Source organism: Actinophytocola gossypii (assembly GCF_025165815.1).
GTDB classification, from domain to species: Bacteria; Actinomycetota; Actinomycetes; order Mycobacteriales; family Pseudonocardiaceae; genus Actinophytocola; species Actinophytocola gossypii.
In genome coordinates this window covers 50,681-63,720 of sequence record NZ_JAFFZE010000024.1, presented here as the reverse complement: position 1 = coordinate 63,720, position 13,040 = coordinate 50,681, and the positions used below count along the sequence as shown (strand labels likewise).

General features: G+C 67.6%; 22 protein-coding genes. All 22 read right to left on the bottom strand.

Features of this window, described 5'->3' with window-relative positions; genetic code table 11:
- Positions 1 to 57: 57 nt before the first annotated feature.
- The 22 genes from JT362_RS29745 to JT362_RS29640 all read right to left on the bottom strand — a co-directional run bounded on the left by JT362_RS29745 (position 58) and on the right by JT362_RS29640 (position 12,994).
- Positions 58 to 243 (bottom strand): type Z 30S ribosomal protein S14, encoded by a 186-nt coding sequence (locus JT362_RS29745; RefSeq protein ID WP_260195159.1) that lies wholly within the window; start codon positions 241 to 243, stop codon positions 58 to 60.
- Between the two features lies 1 nt (position 244).
- Positions 245 to 808, bottom strand: coding sequence for a 50S ribosomal protein L5 (rplE, locus tag JT362_RS29740; RefSeq protein WP_260195158.1), 564 nt, complete (start codon positions 806 to 808; stop codon positions 245 to 247).
- Positions 809 to 810: 2 nt separating this feature from the next.
- Positions 811 to 1,146 (bottom strand): 50S ribosomal protein L24, encoded by a 336-nt coding sequence (gene rplX, locus JT362_RS29735; protein ID WP_260195157.1) that lies wholly within the window; start codon positions 1,144 to 1,146, stop codon positions 811 to 813.
- Position 1,147: 1 nt separating this feature from the next.
- Complete coding sequence (gene rplN, locus JT362_RS29730; RefSeq protein WP_260195156.1) at positions 1,148 to 1,516, bottom strand: 50S ribosomal protein L14; 369 nt, start codon at positions 1,514 to 1,516, stop codon at positions 1,148 to 1,150.
- Positions 1,513 to 1,794 (bottom strand): 30S ribosomal protein S17, encoded by a 282-nt coding sequence (rpsQ, locus tag JT362_RS29725; protein ID WP_260195155.1) that lies wholly within the window; start codon positions 1,792 to 1,794, stop codon positions 1,513 to 1,515. Before rpsQ ends, rplN begins: the two co-directional genes overlap by 4 nt.
- Positions 1,791 to 2,039: a 50S ribosomal protein L29 gene (gene rpmC / locus JT362_RS29720; protein WP_075133140.1), complete on the bottom strand. Its 249-nt coding sequence runs from the start codon at positions 2,037 to 2,039 to the stop codon at positions 1,791 to 1,793. The genes rpsQ and rpmC overlap by 4 nt, the downstream gene beginning before the upstream one ends.
- The gene (gene rplP / locus JT362_RS29715; RefSeq protein WP_260195154.1) at positions 2,039 to 2,458 is read right to left on the bottom strand and encodes a 50S ribosomal protein L16; all 420 of its coding nucleotides are present in this window, start codon (positions 2,456 to 2,458) and stop codon (positions 2,039 to 2,041) included. Before rplP ends, rpmC begins: the two co-directional genes overlap by 1 nt.
- Before the next feature lie 3 nt (positions 2,459 to 2,461).
- Positions 2,462 to 3,319 carry a 30S ribosomal protein S3 gene (rpsC, locus tag JT362_RS29710; RefSeq protein ID WP_260195153.1) on the bottom strand — a complete coding sequence of 286 codons (858 nt, stop codon included), beginning with the start codon at positions 3,317 to 3,319 and terminating at the stop codon, positions 2,462 to 2,464.
- Entirely contained in the window at positions 3,319 to 3,744 is a 426-nt protein-coding gene (gene rplV / locus JT362_RS29705; RefSeq protein WP_260195152.1) for a 50S ribosomal protein L22, read from the bottom strand. Before rplV ends, rpsC begins: the two co-directional genes overlap by 1 nt.
- Positions 3,745 to 3,761: 17 nt before the next feature.
- On the bottom strand, positions 3,762 to 4,043 hold the full coding sequence (gene rpsS / locus JT362_RS29700) for a 30S ribosomal protein S19 (RefSeq protein WP_184815358.1): 282 nt from the start codon (positions 4,041 to 4,043) through the stop codon (positions 3,762 to 3,764).
- 21 nt (positions 4,044 to 4,064) lie between these two features.
- Positions 4,065 to 4,901, bottom strand: coding sequence for a 50S ribosomal protein L2 (gene rplB / locus JT362_RS29695; protein ID WP_260195151.1), 837 nt, complete (start codon positions 4,899 to 4,901; stop codon positions 4,065 to 4,067).
- A gap of 34 nt (positions 4,902 to 4,935) precedes the next feature.
- Positions 4,936 to 5,232 (bottom strand): 50S ribosomal protein L23, encoded by a 297-nt coding sequence (rplW, locus tag JT362_RS29690; protein ID WP_075126581.1) that lies wholly within the window; start codon positions 5,230 to 5,232, stop codon positions 4,936 to 4,938.
- Positions 5,229 to 5,894, bottom strand: a complete 666-nt coding sequence (rplD, locus tag JT362_RS29685) for a 50S ribosomal protein L4 (protein ID WP_260195150.1) — start codon at positions 5,892 to 5,894, stop codon at positions 5,229 to 5,231. The genes rplW and rplD overlap by 4 nt, the downstream gene beginning before the upstream one ends.
- Positions 5,891 to 6,544, bottom strand: a complete 654-nt coding sequence (rplC, locus tag JT362_RS29680; protein WP_260195149.1) for a 50S ribosomal protein L3 — start codon at positions 6,542 to 6,544, stop codon at positions 5,891 to 5,893. Before rplC ends, rplD begins: the two co-directional genes overlap by 4 nt.
- Positions 6,545 to 6,557: 13 nt before the next feature.
- Positions 6,558 to 6,863: a 30S ribosomal protein S10 gene (gene rpsJ, locus JT362_RS29675; RefSeq protein ID WP_020668427.1), complete on the bottom strand. Its 306-nt coding sequence runs from the start codon at positions 6,861 to 6,863 to the stop codon at positions 6,558 to 6,560.
- 231 nt (positions 6,864 to 7,094) lie between these two features.
- The gene (gene tuf / locus JT362_RS29670; protein WP_260195148.1) at positions 7,095 to 8,288 is read right to left on the bottom strand and encodes an elongation factor Tu; all 1,194 of its coding nucleotides are present in this window, start codon (positions 8,286 to 8,288) and stop codon (positions 7,095 to 7,097) included.
- Positions 8,289 to 8,407: 119 nt separating this feature from the next.
- Positions 8,408 to 10,507, bottom strand: a complete 2,100-nt coding sequence (gene fusA / locus JT362_RS29665) for an elongation factor G (protein ID WP_260195147.1) — start codon at positions 10,505 to 10,507, stop codon at positions 8,408 to 8,410.
- 46 nt (positions 10,508 to 10,553) lie between these two features.
- Positions 10,554 to 11,024 (bottom strand): 30S ribosomal protein S7, encoded by a 471-nt coding sequence (gene rpsG, locus JT362_RS29660; RefSeq protein ID WP_260195146.1) that lies wholly within the window; start codon positions 11,022 to 11,024, stop codon positions 10,554 to 10,556.
- Between the two features lies 1 nt (position 11,025).
- On the bottom strand, positions 11,026 to 11,400 hold the full coding sequence (rpsL, locus tag JT362_RS29655; RefSeq protein ID WP_030473471.1) for a 30S ribosomal protein S12: 375 nt from the start codon (positions 11,398 to 11,400) through the stop codon (positions 11,026 to 11,028).
- Positions 11,401 to 11,689: 289 nt separating this feature from the next.
- The gene (locus tag JT362_RS29650) at positions 11,690 to 12,235 is read right to left on the bottom strand and encodes a DinB family protein (RefSeq protein WP_260195145.1); all 546 of its coding nucleotides are present in this window, start codon (positions 12,233 to 12,235) and stop codon (positions 11,690 to 11,692) included.
- A gap of 82 nt (positions 12,236 to 12,317) precedes the next feature.
- Positions 12,318 to 12,722 (bottom strand): type II toxin-antitoxin system VapC family toxin, encoded by a 405-nt coding sequence (locus tag JT362_RS29645; protein WP_260195144.1) that lies wholly within the window; start codon positions 12,720 to 12,722, stop codon positions 12,318 to 12,320.
- The gene (locus tag JT362_RS29640; protein WP_260195143.1) at positions 12,719 to 12,994 is read right to left on the bottom strand and encodes a type II toxin-antitoxin system Phd/YefM family antitoxin; all 276 of its coding nucleotides are present in this window, start codon (positions 12,992 to 12,994) and stop codon (positions 12,719 to 12,721) included. The genes JT362_RS29645 and JT362_RS29640 overlap by 4 nt, the downstream gene beginning before the upstream one ends.
- Positions 12,995 to 13,040 lie beyond the last annotated feature (46 nt).

The following is a 13,040-nucleotide window of genomic DNA, read 5'->3' as shown; positions in this document are numbered from 1 at the left end:
ACCTGTGCACCTTTCTCGCCATGGTTCCCTCGCGGGCCTTTGGCGATCCTGTGGTTACTACCAGCTGGACTTGTTCACGCCGGGCAGCTGACCGCGGTGCGCCATGTCGCGCAGGCACACCCGGCACAGGCCGAACTTGCGGAAGACCGCACGCGGCCGGCCGCAGCGCTGGCACCGGGTGTAACCCCGGACCTTGAACTTCGGCTTCTGCGCGGCCTTGTGAACCAAAGCCTTCTTGGCCATGTCAGCTCTCCTTGAACGGGAAGCCCAGCCGCCGCAGCAGCGCTCGGCCTTCCTCGTCGTTGATCGCGGTGGTGACGACGGTGATGTCCATGCCCCGCTGCCGGTCGATCGAGTCCGGGTTGATCTCGTGGAACATCGACTGCTCGTTGAGGCCGAACGTGTAGTTGCCGTTGCCGTCGAACTGCTTCGGCGACAGACCGCGGAAGTCGCGGATACGCGGCAGCGCGATCGTCAGCAGCCGGTCGAGGAACTCCCACATCCGGTCGTTGCGCAGGGTCACCTTCGCACCGATCGGCATGCCCTCGCGCAGCTTGAACTGCGCGATGGACTTGCGCGCCCGGCGGAGCTGCGGCTTCTGGCCGGTGATCAGCGACAGGTCGCGGACGGCGCCCTCGATGAGCTTGCCGTCGCGGGCGGCGTCGCCGACACCCATGTTCACCACGGCCTTGACCACACGCGGCACCTGCATCGCGTTGGCGTAGGAGAACTCCTCCCGCAGACCGGCCACGATCTCCTCGTGGTACCGCGTCTTCAGGCGCGGAGCGATCTTCTCGGCGGTAGTCATGATCAGACCCGCTTCGCCTTTCCGTCCTTGTCCAACCCGGCCTTGCCGCGGGCGACGCGGACCTTGTTGCCGTCCTCGTCGATCTCGTAGCCGACCCGGACCGCGTTGCCGTCGACCACCAGCATCACGTTGCTGACGTGGATCGACGCCTCCTGGGTGACGATCCCGCCGCTCTGCGCGCCGCGCTGGTTCTGGCTGATCCGGGTGTGCTTCTTGATCCGGTTCACGCCCTCGACCAGGATCCGCTCGGTCTTCGGGTAGGCCTGGATGACCTTGCCCTTGGCGCCCTTGTCCTTGCCCGCGACGACGACGACCGTGTCGCCCTTCTTGATCTTCATGTCAGAGCACCTCCGGAGCCAGCGAGATGATCTTCATGAACCGCTTGTCGCGCAGTTCGCGACCGACCGGTCCGAAGATGCGGGTCCCGCGGGGCTCGTTGTCCTGCTTGATCAGCACGGCGGCGTTCTCGTCGAAGCGGATGTACGAACCGTCCGGGCGGCGCTTCTCCTTGGCCGTGCGGACGATGACCGCCTTGACGACGTCGCCCTTCTTCACGTTGGCGCCCGGGATCGCGTCCTTGACCGTGGCGACGATGATGTCGCCGATGCCCGCGTAGCGACGAGCGGAGCCGCCGAGCACGCGGATGCAGAGGATCTCCTTCGCACCCGTGTTGTCGGCGACGCGCAGTCGCGACTCCTGCTGGATCACTTTGCCCTCTCCAAGATCTCCACCAGCCGCCACCGCTTGGTCGCCGACAGCGGGCGGGTCTCCATCAGCAGCACGCGGTCGCCGATGCCGGCCGTGTTCTCCTCGTCGTGCGCCTTGACCTTGGTCGTCGAGCGCATGACCTTGCCGTAGAGCGGGTGCTTCTTACGGTCCTCGAGCGCGACCACGATCGTCTTGCTCATCTTGTCGGACACGACCAGGCCCTCGCGGACCTTGCGGCGGCCACGCTCCTGCTGAGTCGTCTCAGTTGTCTCGCTCATGCGGCACCCTCATCACTGGAAACCTCGTCCGGGGACACCGAAAGACCCAGCTCACGCTCACGCATGACGGTGTAGATCCTGGCGATGTCGTGCCGGACCGTGCGGAGCCGGCGGTTGTTGTCCATCTGCCCGGTCGCCATCTGGAAGCGAAGGTTGAACAACTCCTCCTTCGACTCCCGCAGACGCAGCACGAGCTCCTCGTCGTTGAGCTCACGCAGCTCGGACGCCTGGGTTCCCGCGGCCATCAGAAGTCACCACCCTCACGCGTCACGATGCGGCACTTCATCGGAAGCTTGTGGATCGCACGGGTCAGCGCCTCACGCGCCACCGCCTCGTTCGGGAAGCTCAGCTCGAACATGACCCGGCCGGGCTTCACGTTGGCGATCCAGTGCTCCGGCGAGCCCTTGCCGGAACCCATGCGGGTCTCGGCGGGCTTCTTGGTCAGCGGACGGTCCGGGAAGATGTTGATCCAGACCTTGCCGCCACGACGGATGTGCCGGTTGATGGCGATACGAGCGGACTCGATCTGCCGGTTGGTCACGTAGGCCGGCGTGAGCGCCTGGATCCCGAATTCACCGAACGTGACCCGGGTACCGCCCTTCGCGGCGCCGCCCCGCTTGGGGTGGTGCTGCTTGCGGTGCCTGACCTTGCGTGGGATGAGCACTGCTCAGCCCTCCCCGTTGGTGTTGGTAACGGCGGCCTCGGCCCCGTTCACGGCGGGGGCGGCCGTCTCGGCGGGCGCGGAGCCGGACGCGGGGGTGTTCTCGGCCGCGGCCCGGCCTGCCTCGGTGCTGGTCGCCGTGGTGCCGGACGACCCGGAACGGCGCCGGTTCGGGCGCTCCCGCCGCGGCGCGCGCTCCTGCGGCGCCTGCGAGCGGGACTCCACCTCACGGCGGCCGCCGACCACGTCGCCCTTGTAGATCCACACCTTGACGCCGATCCGGCCGAACGTGGTGCGGGCCTCGAAGAAGCCGTAGTCGATGTCGGCGCGCAGCGTGTGCAGCGGCACCCGGCCCTCGCGGTAGTGCTCGGAGCGGGACATCTCGGCGCCGCCGAGACGGCCGCCGCACTGCACCCGGATGCCCTTGACCTGCGGGCTGCGCATGGCCGACTGGATGGCCTTGCGCATCGCGCGACGGAAGGACACGCGGTTGGACAGCTGCTCCGCGGTCACCTGGGCGACCAGCTGGGCGTCGGCCTCGGGGTTCTTCACCTCGAGGATGTTCAGCTGCACCTGCTTGCCGGACAGCTTCTCCAGCTCGCCCCGGATGCGGTCGGCCTCCGCGCCGCGGCGGCCGATGACGATGCCCGGCCGGGCGGTGTGGATGTCGACGCGGACCCGGTCGCGGGTGCGCTCGATCTCCACCTTCGAGATCCCGGCCCGCTCCATGCCCTTGGACAGGAGCTTGCGGATCTTGACGTCCTCGGCCACGTACTCCGCGTACTGCTTGTCGGCATACCAGCGGGACTTCCAGTCAGTGGTGATCCCGAGCCGGAAGCCGTGCGGGTTGATCTTCTGACCCACTAGCTGGCACTCCTCTTCGCACTGGGCTTGCGACCCTTGGCCGCCTTCTTCGGCTCCGGCTTCGGCCGCGACTCCACCTCGACGGTGATGTGGCTGGTCCGCTTCCGGATCCGGTACGCGCGACCCTGCGCCCGCGGCCGGAACCGCTTGAGCGTCGGGCCCTCGTCCACGTAGGCCGCGCTGACCCAGAGCGTCTCCGGGTCGAGGTCGAGGTTGTTCTCGGCGTTGGCCATGGCGCTCGCGAGGACCTTCGCCACCGGCTCGCTCGCCGACTGCGGCGCGTACCGCAGGACGTTGAGCGCCTCGTCGGCACTGCGGCCCTTGATGAGCTCGACCACCCGGCGCACCTTCATCGGCGTGGCGCGGACGTAGCGAGCCCGAGCGATCGCGCGCGGAAGCTCTTCCACGGCGGTCTCGTTACTCATCGGTTACTCCCTGTGTCCTAGCGCCTGCGCGCCTTGCGGTCGTCCTTCACGTGGCCCTTGAAGGTCCGGGTCGGGGCGAACTCGCCCAGCTTGTGCCCGACCATCGCCTCCGAGATGAAGACCGGGACGTGCTTGCGGCCGTCGTGCACCGCGATGGTGTGGCCGAGCATGTCCGGGATGATCGTGGACCGGCGGGACCAGGTCTTGATCACGGTCTTCTTGCCGGACTCGTTCAGCGCGTCCACCTTCTTGAGCAGGTGGTCGTCGACGAACGGGCCCTTCTTCAAACTCCTAGGCATCTGTCACTCCCTCCTGCTCTGTCAGCGCTTCTTGCCGGTACGGCGGCGGCGGACGATCATCCGGTCGCTCGGCTTGCCCTTGTGGCGGGTGCGGCCCTCCGGCTTGCCGGCCGGGTTGACCGGGTGACGGCCACCGGAGGTCTTGCCCTCACCACCACCGTGCGGGTGGTCAACCGGGTTCATCGCGACACCGCGGACGGTCGGGCGCTTGCCCTTCCACCGCATGCGGCCCGCCTTGCCCCAGTTGATGTTCGCGTGCTCCGAGTTGCCGACCTCGCCGATCGTGGCGCGGCAGCGGACATCCACGTTGCGGATCTCGCCCGAGGGCATCCGCAGCTGGGCGTTCGGGCCCTCCTTGGCGACGAGCTGCACACGCGCGCCGGCGGAGCGGGCGATCTTGGCGCCGCCGCCGGGCCGCAGCTCGATCGCGTGGATCACGGTGCCGACCGGGATGTTGCGCATCGGCAGAGCGTTGCCCGGCTTGATGTCCGCGCCCGGCCCGTTCTCCACCCGGTCGCCCTGGCGGAGCTTGTCCGGCGCGATGATGTAGCGCTTCTCGCCGTCGGCGTAGTGCAGCAACGCGATGCGGGCGCTGCGGTTCGGGTCGTACTCGATGTGCGCGACCTTGGCCGGCACACCGTCCTTGTCGTGCCGGCGGAAGTCGATCAGCCGGTACGCGCGCTTGTGCCCGCCGCCCTTGTGCCGGGTGGTGATCTTGCCGTGCACGTTGCGGCCGCCCCGCCCGTGCAGCGGGCGGATCAGCGACTTCTCCGGCGTCGACCGGGTGATCTCGGCGAAGTCGGAGACGCTCGAGCCACGACGCCCTGGCGTCGTCGGCTTGTACTTGCGAATGCCCATCTCTACGCAGTCCTCTTGGTCTCTACTCGCCGGATCAGGCCGGTCCGCCGAAGATCTCGATCGGCTTGCTCTCCGCGGAGAGGGTCACGATCGCCCGCTTGGTGTCCTTGCGCTTGCCGTAACCGGTGCGGGTGCGCTTGCGCTTGCCCTGCCGGTTCAGCGTGTTCACGCTCACCACCTGGACGCCGAAGACCTTCTCGACCGCGATCTTGATCTGGGTCTTGTTGGCGTTGGGGGCCACGACGAACGTGTACTTGTTCTCCTCGAGCAGCCCGTAGGACTTCTCGGAGATCACCGGCGCGAGCAGTACGTCGCGGTGGTCGGGGATCACTTGTCGTCCTCCTTCGCGGCCTTCGTGCCGCCCTTCACCGGGCCGGCCAGGAACGCCTCAAGGGCGCTGCGCGAGAACACGACGTCGTCGTTGACCAGCACGTCGTAGGTGTTGAGCTGGTCGGGCGAGATCACGTGCACGCGCTCGAGGTTGCGCACCGACTTCCAGTTGGCTTCCTCGACGCGGGTGAGCACGACCAGCACGTTGCGCGCCTCGCTGACCGTGGCCAGGAACGCCTTGGCGGACTTGGTGGACGGCGCGTCGCCGTCGACCAGGTCGCTGACCACGTGCACCTGGCCGGCGCGGGCCCGGTCGGAGAGGGCCCCGCGCAGGGCGGCGACCTTCATCTTCTTGGGGGTGCGCTGGGTGTAGTCGCGGGGGGTCGGGCCGTGGACGACGCCACCACCGGCGAACTGCGGCGCGCGGGTCGAGCCCTGACGGGCGCGGCCGGTGCCCTTCTGCCGGTACGGCTTCTTGCCACCGCCGCGGACCTCGCCGCGGGTCTTGGTGTCGTGCGTGCCCTGGCGGGCCGCGGCCTGCTGGGCCACGACGACCTGGTGCATCAGGGCGATGTTCGCCTGCACGTCGAAGATCTCGGCGGGCAGCTCGACGGTGCCGTCGGTCTTGCCGGCCGGGGTCCTCACCTCAACGGTGGTGGTCACTTCTCATCACCCTTCGCGGCGGTCTTGAGGAACACCACGCCGCCCTTTGGACCGGGGATGGCGCCCTTGACCAGGATCAGGCCCTCGTCGGCGTCCACCTGGTGCACCTTGAGGTTCTGGGTGGTGACGCGGACGTTGCCCATCCGGCCGGCCATGCGCAGGCCCTTGAACACGCGGCCCGGGGTGGCGCAGCCGCCGATGGAGCCGGGCGAGCGGTGCTTGCGCTGGGTGCCGTGCGAGGCGCCGAGGCCCTTGAAGCCGTGGCGCTTCATCACACCCGCGGTGCCCTTGCCCTTGCTGGTGCCGGTGGCGTCGACCACGGCGCCGGCCTCGAACACCTCGACGGTGATCTCCTGGCCGAGCTCGTAGGTGTCGGCGTCGGTGGTGCGCAGCTCGGCCAGGAAGCGGCGCGGGGTCACGCCGGCCTTCTCGAAGTGGCCGGTGCGCGGCTTGTTCACCTTGCGCGGGTCGATGGCGCCGAACGCCAGCTGGACCGCGGCATACCCGTCGTTGTCCTGGGTACGGACCTGGGTGACCACGTTCGGTCCGGCCTTGACGACGGTCACCGGGACGATCCGGTTGTTCTCGTCGAAGACCTGGGTCATCCCGAGCTTCGTGCCCAGGATCCCTTTCATCTGCCGGGAAGACATTAGTGCTCAGGCCTCACTGGATGTTGACGTCGACGCTGGCCGGGAGGTCGATGCGCATGAGGGCGTCGACCGTCTTCGGCGTCGGGTCGAGGATGTCGATCAGACGCTTGTGCGTGCGCATCTCGAAGTGCTCGCGCGAGTCCTTGTACTTGTGCGGCGAGCGGATGACGCAGTACACGTTCTTCTCGGTGGGCAGCGGCACCGGCCCGACGACCCGGGCGCCAGTGCGGGTGACCGTCTCGACGATCTTCCGCGCGGAGCTGTCGATCGCCTCGTGGTCGTAGGCCTTGAGCCGGATGCGGATCTTCTGTCCCGCCATGGTGGCTTGCCGTCCTTATCGTTAAGACTCGTGCCGCTCCGGTCCACGCGGTCGGGTGTGTCGCGCCCTACGCACAGACCGGCCCCTTGGACTTGAGTCCTTGGAGGTGGTCATGATGGCCTCGCCGCCGATACAACCGCGACGAGCAACCTGTCAAGGATGCCACACGCTCGCGCGGCACCCATAACCGGGGCCCCCAGGTCAGTCGGCCTGGGGGCCCCGGAAGGGAAACTACTTGATGATCTTGGTGACGCGACCCGCGCCGACGGTCCGGCCGCCCTCGCGGATGGCGAACCGCAGACCCTCGTCCATGGCCACCGGCTGGATCAGCGCGACGGTCATGGCGGTGTTGTCACCGGGCATGACCATCTCGGTGCCCTCGGGGAGGGTCACCACGCCGGTCACGTCGGTGGTGCGGAAGTAGAACTGCGGACGGTAGTTGTTGAAGAACGGCGTGTGCCGGCCGCCCTCGTCCTTGCTCAGGATGACGACCTGGGCCTCGAAGTCGGTGTGCGGCGTGGTGGTGCCGGGCTTCACGACGACCTGGCCGCGCTCGACGTCCTCACGCTTGGTGCCGCGCAGGAGCAGACCCACGTTCTCACCGGCGCGCGCGTCCTCGAGCGTCTTGCGGAACATCTCGATCGCGGTGACGGTGGTCTTCTGGGCCTTCTCCTTGATGCCGACGATCTCGACCTCTTCCATCGGCTTGAGGACACCGCGCTCGACGCGACCGGTGACCACGGTGCCGCGGCCGGAGATGGTGAACACGTCCTCGACCGGCATCAGGAACGCCTTGTCGGTGTCGCGCTCCGGCTCCGGGACGTTGTCGTCGACCGCGGTCAGCAGCTCCAGGACCGAGTCGCCCCACTTCTCGTCGCCCTCCAGCGCCTTGAGCGCGGAGACGCGGACGACCGGCAGGTCGTCACCGGGGAACTCGTACTCGGTCAGCAGCTCGCGGACCTCGAGCTCGACGAGCTCCAGGATCTCCTCGTCGTCGACCATGTCGGACTTGTTCAGAGCCACGACGATGTACGGCACGCCGACCTGACGGGCCAGCAGCACGTGCTCCTTGGTCTGCGGCATCGGACCATCGGTCGCGGCGACCACGAGGATCGCGCCGTCCATCTGGGCGGCACCGGTGATCATGTTCTTGATGTAGTCCGCGTGACCCGGGCAGTCAACGTGCGCGTAGTGCCGCTTCTCGGTCTCGTACTCGATGTGCGCGATCGAGATCGTGATGCCGCGCTGCTTCTCCTCCGGCGCCTTGTCGATCTCGTCGAACGGCGTGAAGGGGTTCAGCTCGGGGTACTTGTCGTGCAGAACCTTGGAGATGGCCGCGGTCAGCGTGGTCTTCCCATGGTCGATGTGACCGATGGTCCCGATGTTGACGTGCGGCTTGGTCCGCTCGAACTTCGCCTTCGCCACTTCTCTCGTCCTCCTGGACTTGTAATTCTCCGTCGACCTGGAATCGGACGACAGTATGTTCTGGGTCAGTTGTGCGGAACCATAGAGGGCACTACCCACGCAGCCCGCACCGGATTCACTTACTCGCCGGTTGCCTTGGCGATGATCTCCTTCGCGACGTTCGCGGGAACCTCCGCGTAGGAGTCGAACTGCATGGAGTAGTTCGCCCGGCCCTGGGTCCGCGACCGGAGGTCGCCGACGTAGCCGAACATCTCCGACAGCGGCACCAGCGCCTTGACGACGCGGACACCACTGCGCTCATCCATGGCCTGGATCTGGCCACGGCGTGAGTTCAGGTCGCCGATGACGTCGCCCATGTACTCCTCGGGCGTGGTCACCTCGACCGCCATCATCGGCTCGAGCAGCGCCGGGCTCGCCTGCCGCGCGGCCTCCTTGAGGGCCATCGAGCCGGCGATCTTGAACGCCATCTCGGAGGAGTCGACCTCGTGGTAGGCACCGTCGAGCAGGGTCACCTTCAGCCCGACCAGCGGGTAGCCGGCCAGCACGCCGTACTGCATGGCGTCCTGGGCGCCGGCGTCCACCGACGGGATGTACTCGCGCGGGACGCGGCCACCGGTGACCTTGTTCTCGAACTCGTACAGCGCGCCGTCCGTGGTGGCCAGCGGCTCGAGCTTGATGATCACCTTGGCGAACTGGCCGGAGCCACCGGTCTGCTTCTTGTGCACGTAGTCGTACTTCTCGACCGTCTTGCGGATGGTCTCGCGGTACGCCACCTGCGGCTTGCCGATGTTCGCCTCGACCTTGAACTCTCGGCGCATCCGGTCGACCAGGATGTCCAGGTGCAGCTCGCCCATGCCGGCGATGATCGTCTGACCCGTCTCCTCGTCCTGGTTGACCCGGAAGGTCGGGTCCTCCTCGGCGAGCTTCTGGATCGCGGTCGAGAGCTTGTCCTGGTCGGCCTTGGTCTTCGGCTCGATGGCCACCTGGATGACCGGCTCCGGGAAGGTCATCGACTCGAGGACGATCTTGTCGTTCGGGTCGCACAGGGTGTCGCCGGTGGTGGTGTCCTTCAGGCCGATCACCGCGTAGATGTGACCGGCGAGGGCCTCCGTGACCGGGTTCTCCTTGTTGGAGTGCATCTGGAAGATCTTCCCGATGCGCTCCTTGCGGTCCTTGGTCGAGTTGATGACCTGGGCGCCGCTGTTGACCTTGCCCGAGTAGACCCGGACGTAGGTGAGCTTGCCGAAGAACGGGTGCACGGCGATCTTGAACGCCAGCGCCGAGAAGGGCTCCTCGGTGGTCGGCTTGCGGAAGGCCGGGGTCTCCCCGTCCAGCAGCAGGCCCTCGACCGGCGGCAGGTCCGTCGGCGCGGGCAGGTAGTCGATCACCGCGTCCAGCATCGGCTGGACGCCCTTGTTCTTGAAGGCCGAGCCGCACAGCACCGGGTAGGCGGTGCCCTCGGCGACGATCCTGCGGATGCCGTGCTTGATCTGGTCGACGGTGAGTTCCTCGCCGCCCAGGTAGGCCTCCATCAGCTCGTCGTCGGTCTCGGCGACGGCCTCGATCAGCTGCTCGCGGTACGTGGCGGCCTGCTCGGCGAGGTCGGCCGGGATCTCCTCGACCGCGTAGTCCTCGCCCTTCTTGACCTCACCGCGCCAGGTCAGCGCGCGCATGTTCACCAGGTCGACGACGCCGATGAATTCGCTCTCGGCGCCGATCGGCAGCTGGAGCGGCAGGGGCTTGGCGCCGAGACGCTCGGCGATGGTGCGGATGGTGAAGTAGAAGTCCGCGCCGAGCTTGTCCATCTTGTTGACGAAGCAGATGCGCGGGACGTCGTACTTGGTGGCCTGCCGCCAGACCTGCTCGGACTGCGGCTCGACCCCCTCCTTGCCGTCGAAGACCGCGACCGCGCCGTCGAGCACCCGCAGGTTGCGCTCCACCTCGACGGTGAAGTCGACGTGACCCGGGGTGTCGATGAGGTTGATCTGGTGGTCCTTCCAGAAACAGGTCGTCGCGGCGGACGTGATCGTGATGCCGCGCTCCTGCTCCTGCTCCATCCAGTCCATGACGGCGGCGCCGTCGTGCACCTCGCCGATCTTGTAGCTGATCCCGGTGTAGAACAGGATCCGCTCGGTCGTCGTGGTCTTGCCCGCGTCGATGTGGGCCATGATCCCGATGTTGCGGACCTTGGCCAAGTCGGTAAGCACGTCCTGTGCCACGGGTGTCTTCCCCTGTCTCAATAAACGTTGGTGCGGATCTGGAACGTCACCAGCGGTAGTGGGCGAAGGCCTTGTTCGACTCCGCCATCTTGTGCGTGTCCTCGCGGCGCTTGACGCTCGCCCCGAGACCGTTGCTCGCGTCGAGCAGCTCGTTCATCAGGCGCTCGGTCATGGTCTTCTCGCGGCGCTGCCGGGAGAAGTTGACCAGCCAGCGCAGCGCGAGGGTGGTCGAGCGACCGGGCTTGACCTCGATCGGCACCTGGTAGGTGGCGCCACCGACGCGGCGGCTCTTCACCTCGATGGTGGGCTTGACGTTGTCCAGCGCGCGCTTGAGCGTGACCACCGGGTCGGTGCTGGTCTTCTCGCGAGCGCCCTCGAGGGCCTCGTAGACGATCTTCTCGGCGACCGAGCGCTTGCCGTCCCGCAGCACCTTGTTGACCAGCTGGGTGACCAGCGGGGAGCTGTAGACCGGGTCGGAGATCAGCGGCCGCTTGGCAGCAGGTCCCTTACGAGGCATCTCAGCTCTTCTCCTTCTTCGCGCCGTAGCGGCTGCGAGCCTGCTTGCGGTTCTTCACGCCCTGGGTGTCCAGTGAGCCGCGGATGATCTTGTAGCGGACGCCGGGCAGGTCCTTCACCCGGCCGCCGCGGACCAGGACCATCGAGTGCTCCTGCAGGTTGTGGCCCTCACCAGGGATGTAGGCCGTGACCTCGATGCCACTGGTCAGCTTGACGCGCGCGACCTTACGGAGCGCGGAGTTCGGCTTCTTGGGGGTGGTGGTGTACACGCGGGTGCACACGCCACGCCGCTGCGGGCTTCCCTTGAGGGCCGCCGTCTTCTGCTTGGCGACCTTGTCCTGGCGGCCCTTACGGACCAGCTGCTGGATCGTGGGCATGGACCGGCTTTCTCTACTGGTGTAGCTACTGCTGTGGTCGGTGCTGCTTCGCGTCCCCGCCGCTGCCCCGCTCGGATCACGAGGTCGGGCGTGTCGCCCTTCCCCGTAACGCTCGCGCAGGATTGAATCATCCCTACGAGGCTCGGGAGGAACTCCGCGGTTACTGCCGGGTGTCCACTACGGGTGGACCTCCGCGCACAGGCACGCGGATCGACCCGACCTTGGCCGGGCGCGAGTACCCAAGATACCTGGCGCCCGAAAAGCGGTCAAAACCGGGGGCTACCTGTGCTCAACGCGCGGCGTGCGCGGACTGTTCCCGGCCGGTGACGTCGAACAGGTGGTGCACCGGGTCGTGGATGAAGTACCGGGCGAGCGTACCGACGGTGAAGTGCGCGCCGTCACTCCGCCTGCCGGGCCGTTCCCACTGCGAGCCGCTGACCTGGGCGAATCGTACCGCGAGGTGCTCGGCGGCGTCGATCAGCTCGGCGGCGACGACGGCCGGGTCCTGGTCGGCGTAGCGGTCGGCGAGGGCGGTGGCGTCCTGGTCCCAGTTCGGGAAGTGCGGCTGGTCCTCGGTGAGCATCAGGTGCAGGCGGTCGGCGAAGACGCGGCAGACGTCGCGGACGTGGCAGGCGTACTCGATCGGCGACCACCGGTCGGGTCGCGGCCTCGGCCGGGGGTCACCGTCGGCGAGGACGTCCCGCCACGCCGTCGCGTTGGCCCGCAGCAGCGTCGGCACGTCCTCGGGCCGCAGGCGGCTGGTGTCGAGGCCGCAGTCGGGGCACGGCCGCCTCAGCACCCACGTCCAGTCCTTGGTGTCCGGCGTGATCGTCACGCACCGAGCTTCGACCACGGCGGGCGCCGGCACCAGCGACTACCTGCCCTTTCCCGGCCAGATCCAGCCAGTGGCGCCAGGACTAGCCGCCGGGGGCGACCACGCTCAGCCCGACCTCGGCGGCGCACAAGCTCAGCCGCTTGTCGTAGGTCACGAAGGACGACACCGACTTACCCGATGCGACAAGGACATCCGCGGTGGCCAGATGGATCGCATCCAGGGACCGGAGGTGCGGCTCCGTGTACGCGGCAGCCGTGGCCCGCACCGAGGCGTCCATCTCGATGCGGTTGATCTGAGCGAGGATGTTGGGCATCGCCGCCAGCCGGGCCGGTGAGCTTCGACGCAGCGCCCGCGCCACCTCCACCTCAGCGAGCTCGGTGGTCACGACGATCGAGTCGGACTGGTCGTTCAACCAGTTCGAGAGCGGCACGCTCTCGTCCTCCGGGCGGATGAGCTTGACGATCGCGCAGCTGTCCAGATAGATCACGTGCGCTCCTCGTCCCGGAGCTGACGGATGAGCACGGCGGCGTCCACGCCGGGTTCGACCTCGCCCTCCGGCGGCAGGAACGGACCGGGTCGAGTCGCCGGAATGACCCGGCCGGCTGCGATTAGGTCGTCCAGCTCTCCTGGAGTGCTGGCCGGGACGAGGCGGGCGATGGGCTTGCCGCGGTTGGTGATCTCGACGGACTCGCCGGCTTCCACACGGGCCAGGACACCGGCGGTGTCCTGGTTCAACTCGCGGATGGGGACCTGCTCCATGAGCCCGATCCTACTATCAATGTAGTACTTCGATCGGGCATCGCAC

Coding starts and splice junctions, on each gene's coding strand:
- JT362_RS29745 (WP_260195159.1), bottom strand. CDS start 243: ATGGCCAAGAAGGCTTTGGTTCACAAGGCCGCGCAGAAGCCGAAGTTC.
- rplE (WP_260195158.1), bottom strand. CDS start 808: ATGACTACCGCCGAGAAGATCGCTCCGCGCCTGAAGACGCGGTACCAC.
- rplX (WP_260195157.1), bottom strand. CDS start 1,146: ATGAAGATCAAGAAGGGCGACACGGTCGTCGTCGTCGCGGGCAAGGAC.
- rpsQ (WP_260195155.1), bottom strand. CDS start 1,794: ATGAGCGAGACAACTGAGACGACTCAGCAGGAGCGTGGCCGCCGCAAG.
- rpmC (WP_075133140.1), bottom strand. CDS start 2,039: ATGGCCGCGGGAACCCAGGCGTCCGAGCTGCGTGAGCTCAACGACGAG.
- rplV (WP_260195152.1), bottom strand. CDS start 3,744: ATGAGTAACGAGACCGCCGTGGAAGAGCTTCCGCGCGCGATCGCTCGG.
- rpsS (WP_184815358.1), bottom strand. CDS start 4,043: ATGCCTAGGAGTTTGAAGAAGGGCCCGTTCGTCGACGACCACCTGCTC.
- rplB (WP_260195151.1), bottom strand. CDS start 4,901: ATGGGCATTCGCAAGTACAAGCCGACGACGCCAGGGCGTCGTGGCTCG.
- rplC (WP_260195149.1), bottom strand. CDS start 6,544: ATGTCTTCCCGGCAGATGAAAGGGATCCTGGGCACGAAGCTCGGGATG.
- rpsJ (WP_020668427.1), bottom strand. CDS start 6,863: ATGGCGGGACAGAAGATCCGCATCCGGCTCAAGGCCTACGACCACGAG.
- rpsG (WP_260195146.1), bottom strand. CDS start 11,024: ATGCCTCGTAAGGGACCTGCTGCCAAGCGGCCGCTGATCTCCGACCCG.
- rpsL (WP_030473471.1), bottom strand. CDS start 11,400: ATGCCCACGATCCAGCAGCTGGTCCGTAAGGGCCGCCAGGACAAGGTC.
- JT362_RS29640 (WP_260195143.1), bottom strand. CDS start 12,994: ATGGAGCAGGTCCCCATCCGCGAGTTGAACCAGGACACCGCCGGTGTC.